Below are 19,427 nucleotides of genomic sequence, written 5' to 3'. Positions count from 1 at the left end.
TGTTTTAGACAATTACCATTAAAGGCGCTGCGGCTTTTTTATTCAAGTGTTCGGTTTAATTTTACAATCTACCATATTGATTTTATGTCAAGAATATTTTATGGAGCAAGGGACAATCGTTCGGCTTGGGGTTGACATCTGCCATTGCTCGCTAAGTTAACATAATATCATAAATTTAAAATTCTGATATGGCTAAAACGTTGCTATAAAGCGATTTAATAAAAATAAAAGGGCTTGACAAATTAAAATATTGAACGTATAATTTTAGATACGAAGATTAGGTCGCGAACGACGTCGTTTGCGACTTTTATTATTTGGAAAGGGGTGTGCATGGCGAGTAAAATTCCGCAATCATTCATTGATGAAGTACGGTCGAAAGTAAATATTGTTGATGTTATTGGTCAGTACACGCCGCTCGTCAAAAAAGGACGTCAATGGAATGGTTCGTGTCCATTCCACGAAGACAAGCATCCATCACTTTTTGTTGAGGAAAACAAACAAGTTTTTAATTGTTTTTCTTGCGGTCGCTCGGGTTCAGTTTTTTCCTTTATTATGGAGAAAGAAGGGCTATCTTATCCAGAGGCTATCCTGTTTTTGGCTGAGAGTGTTGACATGCCGATTGACAGTAGTATTTCAGCGACGGCCACGCACCAAGTAGATGCGACGACTCAAGCAATTTATCAATTGCACAATGATGCACAGAGATTATATCAGCACACGTTGCTTAATACGACCTCAGGAGAAGCCGCACTTCAGTATCTTCACGACAAACGTCATCTGACAGATGATATTATTAAAACATTTGGTATAGGCTTTGTACCTGACGATAATTTGTTGTTGAGTTACGCAAAAAATCAGAATCTATCGCCAGCGCTATTATCAGCCTCAGAATTATTCCTCACCAATAGTGCCGGAGAACAGCGTGACCGCTTTGCTGGTCGAATTGTCTGGCCAATTAAAACTGAGCGCGGTCAAGTGGTTGGATTTTCTGGTCGTGCGCTGGATAAAGACAATTCAATTAAATATATGAATAGTCCTGAGAGTCCTTTTTTTATGAAAGGGCGAATCTTATATAATTTTGATCGTGCGAAAAATGTCATCAGACAGACTGGCACAGCGATGATATTTGAAGGTTTCATGGACGTTATTTCAGCTGACATGGCTGATCAAAAAGTTGGTGTAGCGACTATGGGAACTGCGCTAACAAGCGATCATGTCCACCAATTAGCAAAAATTGCCAAACGAATTTTGCTGGTTTATGATGGTGATGATGCCGGACAGACAGCTGCACGACGGTCGATTGAGTTGATTACGAACAACACTAAATCACTTGAAATTGGCGTGGTGCATTTACCTGATAATCTTGATCCAGATGAAGTGCGGATTAAATTAGGGTTACCCCAGTTAGCACAATCTTTGACGCAAAGTATCCAAACGCCGATTGAATTTTTGGTTGATGATGCTAAACGTGATAAAAATTTGAGTAATCAATCACAATATTTGCAATTTTTAAAAGAAGTGATGATAATACTGGGTCGCGCTACGCCAGTAGAGCAAGATCTGCAGTTAACTCGAATTTCTAAAGAGTTCGGGACTTCTAAAGAAGCGTTGCAAGCGCAATTGGCACAAACACTTCAGCAGAAATCAAATCAGTCACAAGTGCAATCACAGCGTTTGACGACTAGGGATGATTTTTATGGCGAGCCGCCACAAGATAATTATTATGATCAACTTTATGAGGCTAACCCACAGTTTAAAAACACGGTTTCCAAGGTAGAGTTGGCTGAGCGTGCCTTAATTATGGCAATGATTAAAGATCCGCAAGTGATGCGTCGGGTTAAGTCTACTGCCGGTTTTGCATTTGTTCATTCAGATTATCAGTTATTAATGATGTTAGCTGAAGTTTATCAGCGAGATCATATTGGCAGTTTCGACATTGCAGAATTTATGGATTTTTTGCAAAAGCCAGAGCTGAACCAAAAAATAATGGCCATAGATCGTTTGTTTGGTGATTTGGAAGTTAAAGACGAAGCGGTTAGCGATTATTTACGTTTAATCATCAATGATGCCCCAAAAATGTCGAGAATTGACGAATTGCAACGACAAATTACCGTTGCAAAGCAACAACGTGATGACACGAAGCTAGTACAATTGACAACCGAATTGATTAACATTAAGAAGCAACAACAGTAATGGAACGCACGTTTAGTGTAAAAAGGAGTTAAGCATGACAACTGTTTCAAGTGCAAGCAAGATTTTAGATATCAAAGCATACCTAGATGAGAACAATATCGCTTACAATAGTCGCGCTAAGAAAGCTGAATTATTGGCTTTAGCACAAGGTAAGACACCTGAACAAGCTGCAGCAGCGGGCAAAGCGTCAAAGCCAAAGTCAGCCAAAAAATCTGGTCCACTTAAAAATCCAGAATATGATAAAGCCACAAAGGCATTGATTGCTGAGTTTAAGACTGCTAAGTCAATTACTTATGCTTATTTGTCAAAACGCTTGGCAGAGCCATTCAACTTAGATGAAGAAAACATCGAACGTTTGATGGAAAAGGTTGAAGATGCGGGCATTGCAATTGTTGATGACAATGGTGACCCAGCACCAGAAGTGTTGAAAGCCAAACAAAATAAGCCCTCAGCAGAGGAGTTAGCCGAAGCAGAAGAAACACCAGCCGGAATCAAAATCAATGACCCTGTTCGCATGTACCTCAAGGAAATCGGTCGTGTTAACCTCTTGAAAGGCGACGAAGAAATAGAAATCGCCAAGCGAATTGAAAATGGCGATGTTGAAGCCAAGCAAGAATTAGCCGAAGCTAACTTGCGTTTGGTTGTGTCGATTGCTAAGCGGTATGTCGGTCGTGGCATGCAATTCTTGGATTTAATTCAAGAAGGTAATATGGGTCTGATGAAAGCCGTTGACAAATTTGATTACACCAAGGGTTTCAAATTTTCAACTTATGCCACATGGTGGATTCGTCAGGCTATTACACGCGCTATCGCTGATCAGGCACGTACAATTCGTATTCCAGTTCACATGGTCGAAACAATTAATAAATTGATTCGTATTCAGCGTCAATTATTGCAAGATCTTGGACGTGAACCACTACCGGAAGAAATTGGTGCCGAAATGGATTTGACGGCCGACAAAGTTCGTGAAATTTTAAAAATCGCGCAAGAACCTGTTTCACTTGAAACACCTATTGGTGAAGAGGATGATTCACATTTGGGCGACTTCATTGAGGACAATGAAGCCGTTTCACCTGCTGATTCAGCTGCCTACGAAATGTTGCGTGAACAGTTGGAGTCAGTTTTGGACACATTAACTGATAGAGAAGAAAACGTGTTGCGTTTGCGCTTTGGCTTGGAAGATGGACGTACGCGCACGTTGGAAGAAGTAGGTCGTGTATTTGGTGTAACACGTGAACGTATTCGCCAAATCGAGGCTAAAGCTTTGAGAAAGTTGCGTCACCCAAGCCGTTCAAAGCAACTTAAAGATTTTATGGATGAAAGTACGAATTAATCAAGACACTCAATGATCGTTGATAAAGCATAGGAATCAACGTGACAATGAAAACAGCGGTTCATCTACCATCCCGCTCATCAAAACTAGGAGAATTTATCAATGCAAAAATCTATGACAGTTTCAGAATCAAGCCGTACGCGCAACATTACTATGGTAGCAATTGTCGCTGCTTTGTATGCAGCGATTACTATCGTTGTTGCACCAATAGGATTTGGTCCAGTTCAGTTACGCCTGTCCGAAGGGCTGAATCATTTATCAGCTTGGAACAAACGTTATGTACTAGCGCTTGGATCAGGTGTATTAATCGCTAATTTGGTTTCACCTTTAGGGTGGATTGATTGGGTATTTGGCACTTTAGGGACTGTTATTATGACGGCTATTACTTATTTATTAACAAAAAAAGTAAAAAGTGCGATTGTAAAAATTATTATTAGTTCTGCTGTGGTGTCAACTATCGGCATGGCTATTTTGGCTGCGGAATTTACGTTTGCTTTCAGCATTGGCGCAAGTGGTGCCTTTGCCTCTGGTGCAAAAGGCGGAATCTTTGCACAATGGTTGGCGTATTACATTAGCGTAGTACCCGGTGAACTTGTTTCATTAATTGTGGGTGGCATTATTATTTTTTCACTTAGTAAAATAGTTGATTTGAGTAAATAATGACAAAGACATATACAAATAAGAATATTTTGATTACCGGTGCCGCTTCTGGCATCGGTTTTTCTCAGATGATGAGTTATTTAACAAACGGTGCTCGTGTTATTGCAATCGATGAACAGCTCATAGACGTACAGCATGAAAGGCTAGTTACTTATCAACTCGATATCAGTCACCATGACGAGCTAATTGATTTACTAACCACTATTACAGATAAGGAAAGTATTGATATTTTAATCAATACGGCTGGTATTTTAGACAATTATCAACCTAGTTTGGAAACGGATTTTGAGAATTGGCAACATGTTCTAGACGTGAATGTTACGCCTATGTTTATTACAACTAATGCAGTGTTGCCCGGTATGATTGCAAGAGGTGGTGGGCACATTGTGAATATGGCTTCCATCGCAGGATTTTCCGCGGGTGGAGGTGGTGCTGCCTATACAACAAGCAAACACGCGATTATTGGTTATACCAAACAACTGGCATTTGACTATGCTCAAAAGGGTATTCACATTAACGCGATTGCTCCGGGAGCTATCAATACGCCGATGAATGCAGCGGACTTTGCCGGAGATGGCACAATGGCTAAACAAGTGGCTGAACAAACACCTGCAAAACGTTGGGCGATACCACAAGAAGTAGCTGATCTAACTTTATTTTTAACCAGTTCACAAGCTGACTATATCAATGGCGCAGTAGTGCCAATTGATGGTGGTTGGAGTTTAGGACATTAATAGATAAATTATGTTGTAGTCATTAAACCTTTCCAAATCCTAACGGGTTTGGTTTTTTTGTGTTCATACACATGATATGATAAAAGTCATAGTAATTCAAAAGAGCGAAATATGAGTAGGTGATGGTTGATGTGGCGAAGAATTAGAAGGTGGCTTTTCTGGTTGGTTGTTTCCTTATTAGTCATAATATTGACAACTTTGTTAGCATTTAGTTTGTCTCCAAGACCAAGTGCATATTTGATTAAACGTATGTTTGACGGGCCAGTAACGATTACGGATAAAAGTGCTTTTAAGTCGGCTTCTAAAAATGTCACGGTGACCGGTAATGTCGTTTATCCGTCTCATTATCAAAAAAACACTTTAGATATTTATCAACCAAAAGATGTAACAAAATCTAAAGCAACACTTGTCTGGGTTCACGGTGGTGGGTATGTGGGTGGTGACAAAAGTGGCATGAAGGAATTTGCCACAAAAATAGCTGCTGACGCCAAATTAACAGTCATTGCAATTAACTATCAGTTGGCGCCCACTGCGACTTATCCAAGCCAACTATATCAGTTAAATGACGCAATAAATTATCTAAAAAGTCAATCAAATTTGAATACATCCCAAATAATTGTTGGCGGTGACTCGGCCGGTGCACAAATTGCCCTGCAATATGCAGCATTGGCAACGAATAAAAGCTACGCCAAAAGTATGAAGTTTCAAACAGCTATCCCAAAAGATGCCGTTAAAGGCGCGATTTCATATTGTGGCCCAGTTAATCTCAAGCAAGTATTAGATCAAAAAAGTGATTCATTAATATTAAAATGGTTCGTTCATTCAGTTGCTTGGAGTGAATTAGGAACACGCCAATGGCAAAAGTCAGTTGAGCTAAAGCAAGCTTCTTTAGTTGATCATGTCACAACTGAATTTCCACCAACCTATATCACAGATGGTAATGCTTATTCTTTTCAAGACCAAGGCTTGGCGTTTGAAAAAAAATTACAACAATTAGGCGTGTTAGTGACGAGCCAATTTTTTAATCATACCAGTAAGTCCATCACACATGAATATCAATTTAATTATCAAACTAAAGCAGCCAAAAAGTGTTATCAGCAAACGCTAGCTTATATAGCCAGTGTTGAATAGTCAGCATGATCAATTGATGATCATGCTTTTTTGTGAATAATATTACATATTATTTGCATATAAAATCACAAGTTAAATACTTTTGTAATAATTTGAACGGTGTTATAGTAATGATGTTGTTAGTTATACTCACTCTGTATCAAACGAAAGGTCGAATAAAATGAGCTATCAAACAATTAATCCATTTACAGATGAAGTGATTAAAACATATGACAATCATGATGATGCCTATGTCGAAAAAGCAATTGCAAAGGGTCATGCACTGTATAAAAAATGGCGTAATGATCCTGTTGAAAGTCGTGCCGCAGCGTTGAATAAAGTGGCTGACGTGATGGAAGCACAAACAGATGAGTTAGCCAAAGTCTTGACCCTTGAAATGGGAAAACGTTTCGTAGAAGCGCAAGGCGAGGTTGCTATTTGTGTATCAATTGCACGTTATTATGCCAAAAATGCAGCGGAATTTTTGAAACCAAAGCCAATTGAATCATCAATCGGACCAGCCCAAACAATCTCAAGACCAACAGGTGTCTTGATGACAGTTGAGCCTTGGAACTTCCCATACTATCAAATTATGCGTGTCTTTGCCCCTAACTTCATGGCCGGCAATCCAATGTTATTGAAGCATGCTAGTAACACACCAATGGCAGCTGGTGCTTTTGAAAAAGTTGTTAGCGAAGCAGGTGTACCAGACGGTGCCTTCACTAATCTTTACGTTGACTATGATCAAGTTAATAATATTATTGCAGACGATCGTGTTCAAGGTGTGGCGTTGACAGGATCAGAGCGCGCTGGACAACTTATTGCCGCAGAAGCTGGTAAGAACATGAAGCAGAGTTCTCTTGAACTCGGCGGCAGTGATCCATTTATTGTTTTGGAAGACGCTGACCTTTCAGAAATTAAGAAAATTATTGGTGGTGCACGTTTGTATAATGCTGGTCAAGTCTGCACGTCATCAAAGCGCTTTATCGTGACAGAAAAGAACTATGATGCACTGTTAGACATGCTTAAAGAAGCCTTTTCTGAAGCAAAAATTGGTGATCCAATGGATTCAGATACCACTTTGGCACCACTAAGTACTTCAAAAGCTAAGCAGAATCTGACAAAACAGGTTAAAGCGGCAGTCGATGCTGGCGCAACACTTGCGTTTGGTAGTGTTGAACAGAACTTGCCAGCTGCACAATTCGAGCCAGTTATTTTGACCAACATCACTAAGGAAAACCCAGCATTTTATCAAGAATTCTTTGGTCCAGTTGGACAAGTTTACAAAGTCAAGGATGAAGAAGAAGCAATTGCTTTAGCCAACGATTCCCACTATGGCTTGAGTGGCGTTGTGTTTGGTGGTTCGGCTGAACATGCAACTGAAGTGGCATCACGCCTAGAAACTGGTGCAGTCTTTGCCAACAGCTTTGGTGGTACATTACCCGAATTGCCATTCGGCGGTGTTAAAAATTCCGGCTACGGTCGTGAATTGGGTCGCTTTGGTATTGAAACATTCGTCAACAAAGAAACAATTGTTACGAAGCATGAACCAATTGATTTGGATGATGTATTTGGTGGATTCGTTTAAAATCTGATCAAAAGAAAAGCTTTTAATCTCTTATTATTGAAGAGATTAAAAGCTTTTTTTTAGAATTCTTGATAAACGGCAGGGTCTTGGTTATTGGTTCGACCATCAGGTTTTGACAGTGCGTTAATACGTGCCATGTCGTCCTTTGTGATGTCAAAATCAAAAATATCCAAGTTGCTAACTTGACGGGCAAAGTGAGTGGCTTTTGGAATAGGGAGAACACCAAGCGATACTTCCCATTTCAAAATCAATTGACCAACATTTTTGTGATATTTTTTAGCGATATCAACTAGGGTTGGGTTAGTCAATAAATCGCTTGCTCGGCCTAGGGGACTCCAAGCTTCAGTTAAGATATTGTGTTCAGAATTATACGCACGCATTTCTGCTTGATTAAAGAAGGGATGTAATTCGATTTGATTGACTACCGGTAAATGGCCCGTTTCTGTTTGTAGTCGTTCTAGGTGTTCAGGTAAGAAATTGCAGACACCGATTGATTTTACTAATCCAAACTTCTGTGCTTGAATTAGCGTATCCCATGCTTCAACATAATGATCATCAATCGGATTTGGCCAATGAAGCAAGTACAAATCAAAGTAATCTAATTTGGAACGAAATAAGGATTCTTGAATCAAATCAATTGATGCCTGCTGATCACTATAATATTTACCCGGCAATTTTGAAGTGACAATCAGTTCATCACGTGAGACATGGGAAGTCTTGATTGCTTGTCCCACAGTGCCCTCGTTTTGATAGTTGAAAGCAGTGTCTAATAAACGATAACCAGCTTTAATTGCTGAAGTGATAGCATGAGCACCTGTGATACCGTCGAGTTTATAGGTACCAAAACCAACTGCTGGCAATTGCTGTCCGTCACTTAATTCATAAAATGACATTTTCATTTTCCTTCTTTCTTAATTGATAACACTTACATTAAACGATAAATACGGCCGATGCAAAAATATTGCTTGTAAAATATCTTACAAACATGGTTGATAAAATCAAATGATGGTTGAATTTAATCATTATTTTCAGGTGATTTTTTACACAAAGAAATAAAATAAGCGTTATAATATTACTAAAGACATATAGTCTTTAAAAACTTACTGTCATCAAAGGAGACATAATAATGAAAGCAGCTGTATGGCATGGTGTGAAAGATGTTAGAGTCGAGGATGTTGCGTTAAAGCCAGCAAAGTCCGACGAAGTTGTTGTACGTGTAGCGTATGCCGGAATTTGCGGCAGTGACTTACATGAATATTTGGAAGGACCCGTCTTTATTCCAGTTGATGCACCAGACACTTTAACTGGTGGACAAGCACCATTAACAATGGGACATGAATTTTCTGGTGTGATTGAAAAAGTTGGTGCTGATGTTACCAAGTTTAAAGTTGGTGATCATGTTTCGATTAATCCAACAGTGACTAAGGGAATTTCACCTGATAATCTTGATGTTTATGATGGCTATAGCTTCATTGGTTTGAGCACAGATGGTGGCTTCACTTCGTTTGTCAATGTCCCAGAAGAGAATCTTTATCATCTTCCAGAAGACTTTTCATTGAAATTAGCTGCAACAATTGAACCAACTGCTGTTGCGGTTCAAGCCGTTAAAGAAGGTGATTTGCGATTTGGCGAAAAGGTTGTTATTTTCGGTGCTGGACCAATTGGTGTTTTGGTTGCTGCGGCTGCAAAAGCTGCTGGCGCAACTAAAATTGTTGCGGTGGACTTGTCAGAAGTTCGTTTGAAGAAGGCATTGGAAATGGGCGCAACAGACGTTATTAATCCTAGCCAAGTGCCAGACGCAATTGCTGCGATCAAAGACATTATTCCAGGTGGTGCCGATGTATCATTTGAAGTTGCTGGTGTACAACCAACGTTTGAACAAGCAATTGACGCGACACGTCCACGTGGTAGTGTTGTTATTGTTTCAATTTTTGCTAAGCCAATTAGCTTTGATCCAATGCAAATGATGAACGCTGGTGTCAAGTTGACCACAACGATTGCTTATTCTAAGGAAACGTTCCAACAAACGGTTGATTTGGTAAGTAGCGGTCAAATTGATGTTCAGCCAGTTATCACTGATACCATTGAATTGGATAACATTGTTAATGATGGTTTTGAAGCGTTGACACGTGATAAGTCACAAGCTAAAATTTTAATTGATTTGAATCAAGCATAATTTAGTATATTTTGGAGCACACAGTAGCGTGTGCTTTTTTTGTGGTGAAAAACAGCAGTGTCATTTGCAAACAAATCACTTGGTTGCTATCTGCTTAGGGTTTATAATTATAGTTATAAATAGTAAGTAGGAGGAGACGCAAGTGATAGATAAAGACGTTGTAAATCAACTAAATCATAAGGCTGCAAAGTTAGGGATTGGCACAAATAAAGTCGGTGGACACAATTTGTTTGACGGCCTTCGTGATCAAGATGGTTATGACCTTGTAAAAGAAGCATTAGATTCAAATATTCAAATGATTGATACGGCATTTATGTACGGATTGGGTCGATCCGAAGAAATCATTGGGGATGTTTTACAAAATTATCCGCGTGAAAACTTTAAAATTGCGACTAAAGCAGCGCAAGATCCTAATCACGATTTAAAAATTAATAACACGCCAGCTTTTTTAACACAAGCTGTTGATGATGCTTTGACACGTCTCAAAACAGATTATATTGATTTGTTTTATATCCATTTTCCGGATGACGATACGCCTAAAGATGAAGCCGTAGACGCTTTAACTAAGCTAAAACAAGCTGGCAAAATCAAGGCTGTCGGTGTTTCTAATTTTAGTTTAGAACAAATTAAAGAAGCCAATAAAGATGGTGGCGTTGATTTTGTAGAAGATCATTACAACTTAGGTGATCGTGAAGCTGAAACCAAGCTGTGGCCCTACCTAAAGGAAAATAACATTCAATTTGTGCCATACTTTCCATTAGCCTCAGGATTACTTACGGGTAAGTATCAGCCAGAAGATAGTAGCAAGTTTAAGCAGTTTTCAGCAGATCAATTTCATAAGATCATGACTGGAATAGATGTGGTCAAACAGATTGCTAGTAGTCATCAAGCTACTGTTGCCCAGACTGTTTTGGCGTGGTATATCAAAAATCCTGATATTGCGGTTGTGATTCCTGGTGCAAGACAACCGCAACAAGTGGCCGACAATGCTGCCACGTTAAAAGTTGACTTGTCAGATGATGACTATCAGACGATTGATCGTGTATTTAGTGGTATTTAATAGTCAAAACGAAAATGCTAGCCGAATAGGTTAGCGTTTTTTGTCTACATAATAGGACTTATTAAAGTATAAAAGGTGTGATAAAATTAAGATATTATTACATAAATTTAAATATAATGTTCTTCGTTAAAATAGTAAAGATTTTTAATTGACATAAATATTTGAAATTAAAGGAGCGATAGTGTTTTGAATACTATTATAACTGATGCAATTAAAAATTTTTACTTCGTAGGACAACCAATTCGACATTTAAAAAATGAACAGATAATAGAATTTGAATTACTTTTACGTAATAATATAGTCTCAGGTTTTCCCAAAGATGAGTATGCGTGGATGACAAAATCGGAAACAATCCATGCCAAATTTTTGAAGCATATTGTGCAGGAAGTGAACCGTATTTTAGTTGATAATCCAGAAATACATTTTTCGTTGAACCTTGATCAACAAGAAATTGAATACGAAACGACTTTTGAAATTATGAAGAATATTTCACAAGAAAATCGGTCTCGCTTAATTTTAGAAATCACTGAAATTCCAACGTTAAGACGTTATGGTCAGTATGGTGAAACGATTAATGTTTTGGCGTTTAAACGCTTAAAAAAATTGGGTTATCGACTAGCATTGGATGATTTAACAACAGGTAATAATTCATTAGGCAATCTTGAAATTACGATTCAATATCTTGATCGTCTCAAGATTTCTTATCGTCATCTTGAGAAAATGATGACACCAGACGAGATTGTGCTGCAAATTCATTTGTTACAGTCGATTGTTGGTAGGCATGACATGGATTTAGTTGTTGAAGGGGTTGAGACGGAGAGTGTTTCTGACAACTTACAAACATTGGGCGTAAGCTTGCAACAGGGATTTTTGTTTAAAACCAATGCTTGTCCGACTGATTGTAAAAAACATGTTGAGAGGAATAAGCGTGATCAAAATGACGATCATTTCAGAATTTTTTAGCATATTCTTTGGCCTTTTTAACTTAACTAGTGTTTTTTCTTTTTTTATTGTCGTCGGCATTATTTCACTGTGCTGCATGATTTTAAATGCTATGGCATCAGCATTTCAGACAAAAAAATACGAAAATTTCCTACACTTCATTCGCTCTTTTGTACCGCTGTTTAGCATATTTATGTTGCAAAGTTATTTGCTTTCGATTGATAGTTATACACAATGGTTGACCGAATGTAATTTACAAGTTTTGTTGTGGTTTTATTTTCTATTAATGCTAAATGAACGGGGTCAAGTTTACATTTTAACCTTGGTTGCAACCATATTTTTTATTAACTTCAATTTTAATAGAGGTATTCATGATATCACGCCACTTAGCCTTGCAATAGCTGTAATAGGTTTGCTAGTCATCGCTGTTTCTGCCTTTGTTATTCAAAAATATTCAGTGGCAATTATTGAAAACAAATTATTATTTGTAATTGCAATGATTGTATTTGCTACGTCGTGGGGGTTATTGATTTTACCTAGTCAAGAACTTGATGTGCTCCTGTTTATTGCTCTGATTTGTAAGTTGATTGTTTATATGACCTGCATTCATTTGGTTAATAGCGTCGGTCGTATACAATATGAAGCTTTGATTGAACGTATTAATACTGATTTTTTGACGCAATTGAGTAGCCGTACCGCCTTTGAAAAAAGTTTTGACCAATCGTTTAAAGCGGCAAAAAATAAAACAATTCAACTAGCGTTTATCATATTGGATATAGATAATTTTAAGCTGGTTAATGATACTTATGGGCATTTAATAGGTGATGCTGTTTTAAAAGAGGTATCACACGCTATCAGGGAAAATATTGTTAACTACAAAGGTGCGGAGCTATTTCGAATTGGCGGCGAAGAGTTTGGCATTATTCTAGAAAATACAGATTATGCTGAGGCACAGAAAATGTCTTTAAATATTTTAAAGGCCGTCAATGAGCTCTCTGTGAATACTGATAAAGGCACTTTTGGCGTCACAATCTCAATTGGCGTTGCCGAGTGGCATGAAAAAGATAAAACCAAGGAAATGTTTTACAATCGCGCCGAGTCTTATCTATATTTTGCCAAAAATGCAGTTACTGTGGACGGCGTCATCGTGAACCGTTAAATAAATATTAGTGCAACGACAGCTTAGGAAGCCATCAATCATGACGATGGGGATTATACAATAGCGAGGATTATAGCAAACATGAAGAAAACAATGTTTACCATATTAGTATTAGTGATATCTCTACTCTTTGTCTCAACTCATTTAGTCGAAAGGGTATCGGCTGATTCCAGCAGTATTCAGATTGATGGCAATTTTAATGACTGGGATAACGTACCGGGGACTCAGTTGAATTCCAGCCAACCAGCTGATATTAACGGCACTCAAACTGATTTTCAACGTGATATCAAACTTTCATACGATGAGGACTATATTTACGTTTATATTGACAGCTGGTATGACTTAAATGCTGACATGTCAAATCATTTCAGTACATTAGACAAGTATGCCAATTTTCATCAACAGTATTATATATTTATTGATGGCAAACCCTATCAAATTCAGCTCGGCAATGGCACAGTAACTAATGGTGAGGGACACGCTTTTTCTGTTGATGTTTCACAAGCTTTTGGTGATTGGCAGCATTTAGTGCATGATACGCAAGGTGGCTATGTTGACGTAGAAACTGTTAAAGGTGATGAATCTAAGTTTAAATATGTCTATGAATTTCGAATTAGTCGCAAAGATTTAGCGGTTACAATTCCCGAAAATTCAGAAATTTCACTCACATCGAGTGGTGAGTATGATGATTTTGAAGGTAAAGATGGTCAATATTTTAAGGGAAAAGCTTCAATCACGTATGTGGGCGCTTCATCTGGGCCTTGGATTATTGCGTTTCTAGGTCTTCTCATTGCCTTTTTTGGATACCGATTGCGACTAAAGCGTCAAACAAAAGAAAAAAATACGGGTGCATAAAATGTTGATGAAAACAATCATTTTAATAGTAGTGCTCCTTTGGATATATAGCCTGTCAGTTTTTAAGCGTGCTAAACTAGATGCATTTTATTTTTTGATGGGGAGTTTAGGTTTATTTATTGTTTTAGTATTATGGAGCAAACCATATGCTATTTGGCTATTTTCAACTATTATGACATGGGGTGTTGGTTTAGTTGGCGACTTTTTTGGCATTTTTAGTACATTACCTTTGGGTCATGTGATTCAAGTGCTATATCATGAACGAATTATTTTGATGAATGTTGACTACGAATGTTCTGGTATTGTTGAAACAGCAGCTTTTGTGAGTCTCATTTCGTTTTATCCAGTGTTTAAAGTGCAACAAAGATTGTGGCTTGCATTGACTGGTGTCGCTTTTATCTTTGCTGCAAACATTGTGCGATTAACTTTTGTGGCCACAAGTCTCCATCTTTTTGGCAGTGATAGTTTCTTTCTAGCTCACTCCATTTTGGGAAGACTCTTATTTTACGTACTAATGTTGACTTTTTACTTTACAATTTTCACTCGTGGGCAATTAATCCAAGTGGCATCGCAAAATCGGGAGACAACATGAATACATTTATTAATCAATTAATTCATCAGTTGGGCTTTTGGGCAAGTTGGCTGTTAATTCCAATACTGTTTGAAATTATTCCGACACTTTGGCATTCTTTTCGGACCAATTACAGTAAAATATTGAATCAACCTTTATCCATACCGCAAAAATTACCGATGATTTCTATTATTTTACCCGTCTACAATTCGGAAAAAACATTATTTGAGTGCATTGAGTCAATTGTGAATACAACTTATCCAAAAGATTTGATACAAATGACGATTGTAAATAACAATAGCCAAGATAATAGTTTTCGTGAATTTGGTCGTGCACAAGTTGCTTTTCCCAACGCACTTTTGCAATGGATTGACGCTGATCAAGGGAAAGCGAAAGCGTTGAATTCCGCAATTTATAATAGCATTGGTCAGTATGTCATTAATCTTGACACAGATGGTATCTTACAGCCTGATGCATTACGTAATTTAGTGCTATATTTTGAAAATAATCCAGATATCGATGCTGCTGCTGGCGCCGTTTTGACTAATAAGAAAATGATTCAGGATACAAAAAAGTGGCAGGCACGGGTTTTAAGAGTTAATGAGTACTTCGAATATTTACAGGCATGTATGTTTGGTCGAAGCATGGAATCAGCTAAGAATCAGCTATTTACAATGTCAGGGGCTTTCTCTGCTTTTAAACGTGAAACATTAGTCAGCACCTATATGTATAACGTCGATACAGTTGGCGAAGATACGGATATGACGTTTCAAATTCGTGAGCGATTAGGAAAAAAGGTCGGTTTTTGTTACAACGCGATTTTCTATGTTGAACCCATTGATGGCGTTTCAGAACTTTACACGCAGCGACAAAGGTGGCAACGTGGACAGGTTGACGTTTCGTCAGACTTTTTGGCAAAAGATATGCACATCGGCAATTTCTTCAAGAACTTCATGGTGAGTCGTTTAATGGTTGATCATACGTTCCTGTTTCCTCGTTTGATATGGACGATTGGTTTATTTGTCTTAGTGTTTTATGGTTATTCAGCTGTTCTAATTTTGGCGTCCTTTGTGTTAATGTATTTACTTTATGTGCTATTTTCGATTTTAATTTATTGGCAAGTAAACAGAATGTTGACTGATTTCAAAGAAGAAAAAAAGTATCTTAAACGAAAATGGTGGGTTGTCTTAACGTTACCGCTCTATAACATGATTGTATCAATCATTAGATTCATTGGTATCATCAACATGATTACAAACTCTGCAACGTGGCGCACAAATAATTTTAAAAATGAACTGAAAGTCATTAAACAAATCATTTTGGATGACTTATCTCGGTTTAAGAAAAGTAAAACAGATGATTAAAAAAATATCTCAATATAAATTACGCACCTTTATTAACGCGAGCCACGCCATTCGTTGGGCTGATGGGCAAGGGACGATACATCCTCACACTTGGGAAGTAGTGCTAAATATCATACCACCTGTTACGTCAACATCTGAAGTTGTTAAATTTGAAGATATTGAGTTACTAGTCCAAAATTATTTACAGAAATTGCGGGGCAAACGCTAAATGATATAGCACCGTTTAGAACAATTAATCCGACATTAGAAAATTTCGCTGATGTGTTGTTTGATGAATTAACAGCTGCACTAGATGTCATTCATTTTCAATTAGTGCAATTAGATTTGGGTGAATCGGCAAAACGATTCTATTCAATTTCTCTTGCTGATTGAGCAGAAAGGCTTAAACATTGACAAAATTTAAATTGGCATTTTTTAAATTTGGGAATCATCTGATTGATTATCTATTTTACTTTTTTATTTTTATTTCTCTATATTTTGCTTTGATGTCGCCAAATTTAACGCTTGGTGACACATTAACACCCCAAACATTGGGTGAAGGCACAACGTGGGTGACCATTGTATTTTTATTGTTGATGGTTGGTATTGCGTCAGCTTTCTTTGTGTTTAAAAAATTCCGATTATCGATGTTATGGCTGTTTAAAGATAAAGGCAGTATCGTTGCACCAATTATATTATCTCTAGTCATACTGATTCAAGTGATATTGGTGTTGCATACGCATCCAAGTATCGGATTCGATCCGGGTGCCATACACGAAGGTCTCCTGCCTGATCATAGTAATGAATTGAAAGCATACTTTAGTATGTACACCAACAACTTGGCTTTGTTGTTATTGCAACATCAAATTGCCGTATTTGCAAATAGTACATCTTGGCTATTATTTGATATTGTTAATGTCATTTTCCTTGATGTTGCAGTTTTACTAAATATTTTGACAATAGCTTTAATTGATCGTCAGAAAGTAATCGCCACCATATACATGCATGCTATTTGGATTTTGGTATTTCCTATGATTTTAGTACCATACTCGGATGTCGTTGTCATGCCCTTGGTTTCTGGATTAATCTTGACATATGTCATCGCACAAAAGTCTAATTTTAAGTTAGTGTGGCGTTTATTCGCCACGTTGGGAAATGGCTTTTTCCTAACGGCAATTTATTTTATAAAGCCATCGGCTATTGTGCCTATCATAGCTATTGTGGCGGTTGAATTTCTTTATCTTTTTAGAAATTCAGTGGGAATTGACGTTCAGTGGCAAAAACTTAAAAGTATTATGATAGCACTATTGCTATGTGTGGGTGTCGTTACGAGTTATGCTTATGTTAATCATCAAATAGAGTCACAACAAGTGATTGAAATTACACCACATCGCACTGTGCCAGCAATTCATTTTATTAATATGGGTGTTAGTGGAAATGGGGGCTATAATGCTAAAGACGCATTGGCAATGGGTAGGCAGCCCAGTCAAAAAGCAATGGTTGACTACTCAAAAAAACATCTTATTGCAAGATTGAAAAAGCGAGGTTTTTTTTGGTTATATTAAGTTTCTTATTTCTAAACAAAATAGGAACTCTTCAGATGGCACTTTTGCATGGCTAATTGAGGGAAACTTTATGACTGCTAAGCCTACTGGAGCAGGATTGACGCGACTATTTGAAGATTTTGTTTATACGGAGGGAAAGTATTTATCTGATTTTCGATATATTGCTCAAGTTGTTTGGATTTTATTACTGTCTATGATTGCATTAGGCTGGCGTAGCAAAAATAAATTGACTCAAATATTAAGACTGTCTATTGTTGGTTTATTCATGTATCTCTTGATATTTGAAGGTGGCCGTTCCCGTTATTTAATTCAAGGACTGCCAGTTTTTTGGTTAATGGCTGCACTAGTGTTACCTGATACAATGGCAATGTTACGGTCCAAATTAAAATGGCTCCAAAAAGATGTGCCAACGCAAACAATGAAAAATTAATTATCTAACAGATAGACACTAAGCAAAAGAATTGGACTATTTTCGTTTTTTGAAGCATAATAGCTTATGTAATGATTAAGTGACATGTCGATAGAGGTTTAAAGTAGATGGCTGATAACATAGCACAATATGATAAGGGCTTAGCAATACTGGAAAAAAGTGACTTGCGGACAACGAAGCAACGCAAAGATTTGTTGAAATTTTTGTCTGATTTTGAAAATCGTTATGTGTCAGTGACAGAGGTTGATGATTATATGCAAAGCATTTACCCAAATGCCAGCCATACGACGACATATCGCAACATCAAAGAATTCACGGATCTTGGTATTATTGAGCAACGATCTGAAAATGGTCAGTTAAAGGTTAAGTATCAATGTGACTTTGTGTCACCACGTCATGGTCACTTCTTTTGTCAAAATTGTCATCGTGTGATTAAGATAGATTCGACATTATCCCCGCAATTACAGTCTCAATTGCAACAATTTTTGGTCTTAAACGTCAAATTGGAGATATTTGGATTGTGTGACATTTGCCAACAGGAACGTGAGAAAAATAACCATTAAAAGGCAGCTACCACAGTGTAGTTGTTTTTTTTGTGCCCAAAATAAAAAGTAATGATTACTTTTTATTGACTTAAATAGTAATCATTACTATAATTGTAAACGTGCTAGTATTTTTGAACAATCAATCGTTTGTCCGGAGAATGGTTGTTGCTTGAAATATTAACATATAATCGTTCTGCTAATGCGGAAATGTAAAATTTGTAGACAATAGAATATTTTGAAAGATGGGTAAAAAATAATGAAACGACGTGTTACCATTGGCGCAATTATTGTTGCCATTTTGGCAGTAATCCTTGTCATTGTGTGGGGTCAACAGACAAAGCAGGCAAAAAGTAGTCATCAAGATGACAAAATAAAAGTTGTTTCTTCAGTTGATTTTTACGGTGAAGCTGCCAAAGCAGTACTGGGCAAATATGGTTCAGTAACATCAGTCATTACAAATCCCAACGTGGATCCTCATGATTATGAACCAAGCGCCAAAGTAGCAAAAGAAGTTGCCAATGCTGATTTTGTTGTTTACAATGGCATTGGTTATGATTCATGGATGGCAAAGTTAGCAAAAAATGACAAAATCACTTCCGTTCGCGTTGGTGAAGATGTCTTAAACAAAAAAAAATGGCGATAATCCGCACTTATGGTATCAAAGTCAAACAATGCCAAAATTAGTGACTTATCTGTCAAATAAGTTCGCCAAAATTGATCCAAAACATGAGGCGCAATTCAAAGCAAATGCCAAAAAGTACATCTCCTCACTCAAACCAATTACAACAAAAATTGATGCATTAAAAGCTAATTCAGATAATAAAAAAGTTGATGTGAGCGAACCTGTTTTCGATTATGCACTTGCAGAACTAGGCTATACCGAAAATAATACTCATTTTGCTAAGTCAGTCGAAGATGGCACAGATCCATCACCGAAGGATATTAAAGCGATGCAAGATGATATCAAAAATCGTCGAATTACCTTTTTTGTTCAAAATACCCAAGCAAGCGACAAGACGGTCACAGAATTAGTTAAATTGGCAAAGCAATATTCTGTACCAGTGTTAAAAGTAACTGAGACAATGCCCAAAGGGAAGACTTATAGTCAATGGATGTTAGCCCAATATCAGCAATTGGCAGACATTCAAAAATCAGAAAAATAG

General features: G+C 37.5%; 19 protein-coding genes and 1 pseudogene. 19 read left to right on the top strand and 1 reads right to left on the bottom strand.

From position 1 onward, the window contains the following. The first annotated feature begins 330 nt into the window (after positions 1 to 330). From dnaG to IEU71_RS04550, 6 genes are all read left to right on the top strand, one after another. Positions 331 to 2,193, top strand: coding sequence for a DNA primase (gene dnaG, locus IEU71_RS04575; protein ID WP_004914002.1), 1,863 nt, complete (start codon positions 331 to 333; stop codon positions 2,191 to 2,193). A 34-nt stretch (positions 2,194 to 2,227) separates the two neighbouring features. Then, positions 2,228 to 3,526, top strand: coding sequence for an RNA polymerase sigma factor RpoD (gene rpoD / locus IEU71_RS04570; protein ID WP_004914004.1), 1,299 nt, complete (start codon positions 2,228 to 2,230; stop codon positions 3,524 to 3,526). Positions 3,527 to 3,628: 102 nt separating this feature from the next. Further along, entirely contained in the window at positions 3,629 to 4,186 is a 558-nt protein-coding gene (locus IEU71_RS04565) for a QueT transporter family protein (RefSeq protein ID WP_004914007.1), read from the top strand. Further along, positions 4,186 to 4,920, top strand: a complete 735-nt coding sequence (locus tag IEU71_RS04560) for a 3-oxoacyl-ACP reductase (RefSeq protein WP_004914009.1) — start codon at positions 4,186 to 4,188, stop codon at positions 4,918 to 4,920. The genes IEU71_RS04565 and IEU71_RS04560 overlap by 1 nt, the downstream gene beginning before the upstream one ends. A 129-nt stretch (positions 4,921 to 5,049) precedes the next feature. Then, on the top strand, positions 5,050 to 6,051 hold the full coding sequence (locus IEU71_RS04555; protein ID WP_004914011.1) for an alpha/beta hydrolase: 1,002 nt from the start codon (positions 5,050 to 5,052) through the stop codon (positions 6,049 to 6,051). 160 nt (positions 6,052 to 6,211) lie between these two features. Then, a complete protein-coding gene (locus tag IEU71_RS04550; protein ID WP_004914013.1) occupies positions 6,212 to 7,618 on the top strand; it encodes an NAD-dependent succinate-semialdehyde dehydrogenase in 1,407 nt (468 codons plus the stop codon). A gap of 59 nt (positions 7,619 to 7,677) precedes the next feature. Here the strand turns inward: IEU71_RS04550 and IEU71_RS04545 are convergent, their stop codons facing one another. Continuing rightward, positions 7,678 to 8,511 carry an aldo/keto reductase gene (locus tag IEU71_RS04545; RefSeq protein WP_004914015.1) on the bottom strand — a complete coding sequence of 278 codons (834 nt, stop codon included), beginning with the start codon at positions 8,509 to 8,511 and terminating at the stop codon, positions 7,678 to 7,680. 233 nt (positions 8,512 to 8,744) lie between these two features. Between IEU71_RS04545 and IEU71_RS04540 the strand changes: the two genes are divergently transcribed. The 13 genes and pseudogenes from IEU71_RS04540 to IEU71_RS04490 all read left to right on the top strand — a co-directional run bounded on the left by IEU71_RS04540 (position 8,745) and on the right by IEU71_RS04490 (position 19,427). Then, positions 8,745 to 9,794 carry a 2,3-butanediol dehydrogenase gene (locus IEU71_RS04540; protein WP_004914016.1) on the top strand — a complete coding sequence of 350 codons (1,050 nt, stop codon included), beginning with the start codon at positions 8,745 to 8,747 and terminating at the stop codon, positions 9,792 to 9,794. A gap of 142 nt (positions 9,795 to 9,936) precedes the next feature. Continuing rightward, a complete protein-coding gene (locus IEU71_RS04535; RefSeq protein ID WP_004914018.1) occupies positions 9,937 to 10,854 on the top strand; it encodes an aldo/keto reductase in 918 nt (305 codons plus the stop codon). 186 nt (positions 10,855 to 11,040) lie between these two features. Continuing rightward, the gene (locus IEU71_RS04530) at positions 11,041 to 11,817 is read left to right on the top strand and encodes an EAL domain-containing protein (protein WP_051000479.1); all 777 of its coding nucleotides are present in this window, start codon (positions 11,041 to 11,043) and stop codon (positions 11,815 to 11,817) included. A gap of 265 nt (positions 11,818 to 12,082) precedes the next feature. Beyond that, complete coding sequence (locus IEU71_RS04525) at positions 12,083 to 12,955, top strand: GGDEF domain-containing protein (protein WP_241870129.1); 873 nt, start codon at positions 12,083 to 12,085, stop codon at positions 12,953 to 12,955. Positions 12,956 to 13,036: 81 nt separating this feature from the next. After that, positions 13,037 to 13,810: a Firmicu-CTERM sorting domain-containing protein gene (locus IEU71_RS04520; RefSeq protein ID WP_080518952.1), complete on the top strand. Its 774-nt coding sequence runs from the start codon at positions 13,037 to 13,039 to the stop codon at positions 13,808 to 13,810. A gap of 1 nt (position 13,811) precedes the next feature. Next, positions 13,812 to 14,402, top strand: a complete 591-nt coding sequence (gene xrtG, locus IEU71_RS04515) for an exosortase XrtG (protein WP_004914029.1) — start codon at positions 13,812 to 13,814, stop codon at positions 14,400 to 14,402. Then, the gene (locus IEU71_RS04510; RefSeq protein WP_004914033.1) at positions 14,399 to 15,745 is read left to right on the top strand and encodes a TIGR03111 family XrtG-associated glycosyltransferase; all 1,347 of its coding nucleotides are present in this window, start codon (positions 14,399 to 14,401) and stop codon (positions 15,743 to 15,745) included. The genes xrtG and IEU71_RS04510 overlap by 4 nt, the downstream gene beginning before the upstream one ends. Further along, on the top strand, positions 15,738 to 15,953 hold the full coding sequence (locus IEU71_RS10190; protein ID WP_004914035.1) for a tunnelling fold family protein: 216 nt from the start codon (positions 15,738 to 15,740) through the stop codon (positions 15,951 to 15,953). The genes IEU71_RS04510 and IEU71_RS10190 overlap by 8 nt, the downstream gene beginning before the upstream one ends. Further along, positions 15,935 to 16,117: a 6-carboxytetrahydropterin synthase gene (locus IEU71_RS10185; RefSeq protein ID WP_308738280.1), complete on the top strand. Its 183-nt coding sequence runs from the start codon at positions 15,935 to 15,937 to the stop codon at positions 16,115 to 16,117. The genes IEU71_RS10190 and IEU71_RS10185 overlap by 19 nt, the downstream gene beginning before the upstream one ends. Before the next feature lie 17 nt (positions 16,118 to 16,134). Next, positions 16,135 to 17,289, top strand: coding sequence for a glycosyltransferase-like membrane protein (locus tag IEU71_RS04500; protein ID WP_004914037.1), 1,155 nt, complete (start codon positions 16,135 to 16,137; stop codon positions 17,287 to 17,289). Then, a complete protein-coding gene (locus IEU71_RS10180; RefSeq protein WP_488534252.1) occupies positions 17,285 to 17,719 on the top strand; it encodes a glycosyltransferase-like membrane protein in 435 nt (144 codons plus the stop codon). Before IEU71_RS04500 ends, IEU71_RS10180 begins: the two co-directional genes overlap by 5 nt. A 107-nt stretch (positions 17,720 to 17,826) precedes the next feature. Then, positions 17,827 to 18,282 (top strand): Fur family transcriptional regulator, encoded by a 456-nt coding sequence (locus IEU71_RS04495; RefSeq protein WP_004914041.1) that lies wholly within the window; start codon positions 17,827 to 17,829, stop codon positions 18,280 to 18,282. Positions 18,283 to 18,520: 238 nt separating this feature from the next. Continuing rightward, a pseudogene (locus tag IEU71_RS04490) lies at positions 18,521 to 19,427 on the top strand (metal ABC transporter solute-binding protein).

Origin of the sequence: Leuconostoc falkenbergense (assembly GCF_014634805.1) — a bacterium.
Taxonomy (GTDB): Bacteria; Bacillota; Bacilli; order Lactobacillales; family Lactobacillaceae; genus Leuconostoc; species Leuconostoc falkenbergense.
The sequence above is the reverse complement of the archived record's forward strand: the minus strand, read 5'-3'. Positions and strand labels throughout refer to the sequence as shown.

Excerpts from the sequence above, each read along its gene's own strand:
- dnaG (WP_004914002.1), top strand. The coding sequence starts at position 331 with ATGGCGAGTAAAATTCCGCAATCATTCATTGATGAAGTACGGTCGAAA.
- rpoD (WP_004914004.1), top strand. The coding sequence starts at position 2,228 with ATGACAACTGTTTCAAGTGCAAGCAAGATTTTAGATATCAAAGCATAC.
- IEU71_RS04565 (WP_004914007.1), top strand. The coding sequence starts at position 3,629 with ATGCAAAAATCTATGACAGTTTCAGAATCAAGCCGTACGCGCAACATT.
- IEU71_RS04560 (WP_004914009.1), top strand. The coding sequence starts at position 4,186 with ATGACAAAGACATATACAAATAAGAATATTTTGATTACCGGTGCCGCT.
- IEU71_RS04555 (WP_004914011.1), top strand. The coding sequence starts at position 5,050 with ATGTGGCGAAGAATTAGAAGGTGGCTTTTCTGGTTGGTTGTTTCCTTA.
- IEU71_RS04550 (WP_004914013.1), top strand. The coding sequence starts at position 6,212 with ATGAGCTATCAAACAATTAATCCATTTACAGATGAAGTGATTAAAACA.
- IEU71_RS04545 (WP_004914015.1), bottom strand. The coding sequence starts at position 8,511 with ATGTCATTTTATGAATTAAGTGACGGACAGCAATTGCCAGCAGTTGGT.
- IEU71_RS04540 (WP_004914016.1), top strand. The coding sequence starts at position 8,745 with ATGAAAGCAGCTGTATGGCATGGTGTGAAAGATGTTAGAGTCGAGGAT.
- IEU71_RS04525 (WP_241870129.1), top strand. The coding sequence starts at position 12,083 with ATGCTAAATGAACGGGGTCAAGTTTACATTTTAACCTTGGTTGCAACC.
- IEU71_RS04520 (WP_080518952.1), top strand. The coding sequence starts at position 13,037 with ATGAAGAAAACAATGTTTACCATATTAGTATTAGTGATATCTCTACTC.
- xrtG (WP_004914029.1), top strand. The coding sequence starts at position 13,812 with ATGTTGATGAAAACAATCATTTTAATAGTAGTGCTCCTTTGGATATAT.
- IEU71_RS04510 (WP_004914033.1), top strand. The coding sequence starts at position 14,399 with ATGAATACATTTATTAATCAATTAATTCATCAGTTGGGCTTTTGGGCA.
- IEU71_RS10190 (WP_004914035.1), top strand. The coding sequence starts at position 15,738 with ATGATTAAAAAAATATCTCAATATAAATTACGCACCTTTATTAACGCG.
- IEU71_RS04495 (WP_004914041.1), top strand. The coding sequence starts at position 17,827 with ATGGCTGATAACATAGCACAATATGATAAGGGCTTAGCAATACTGGAA.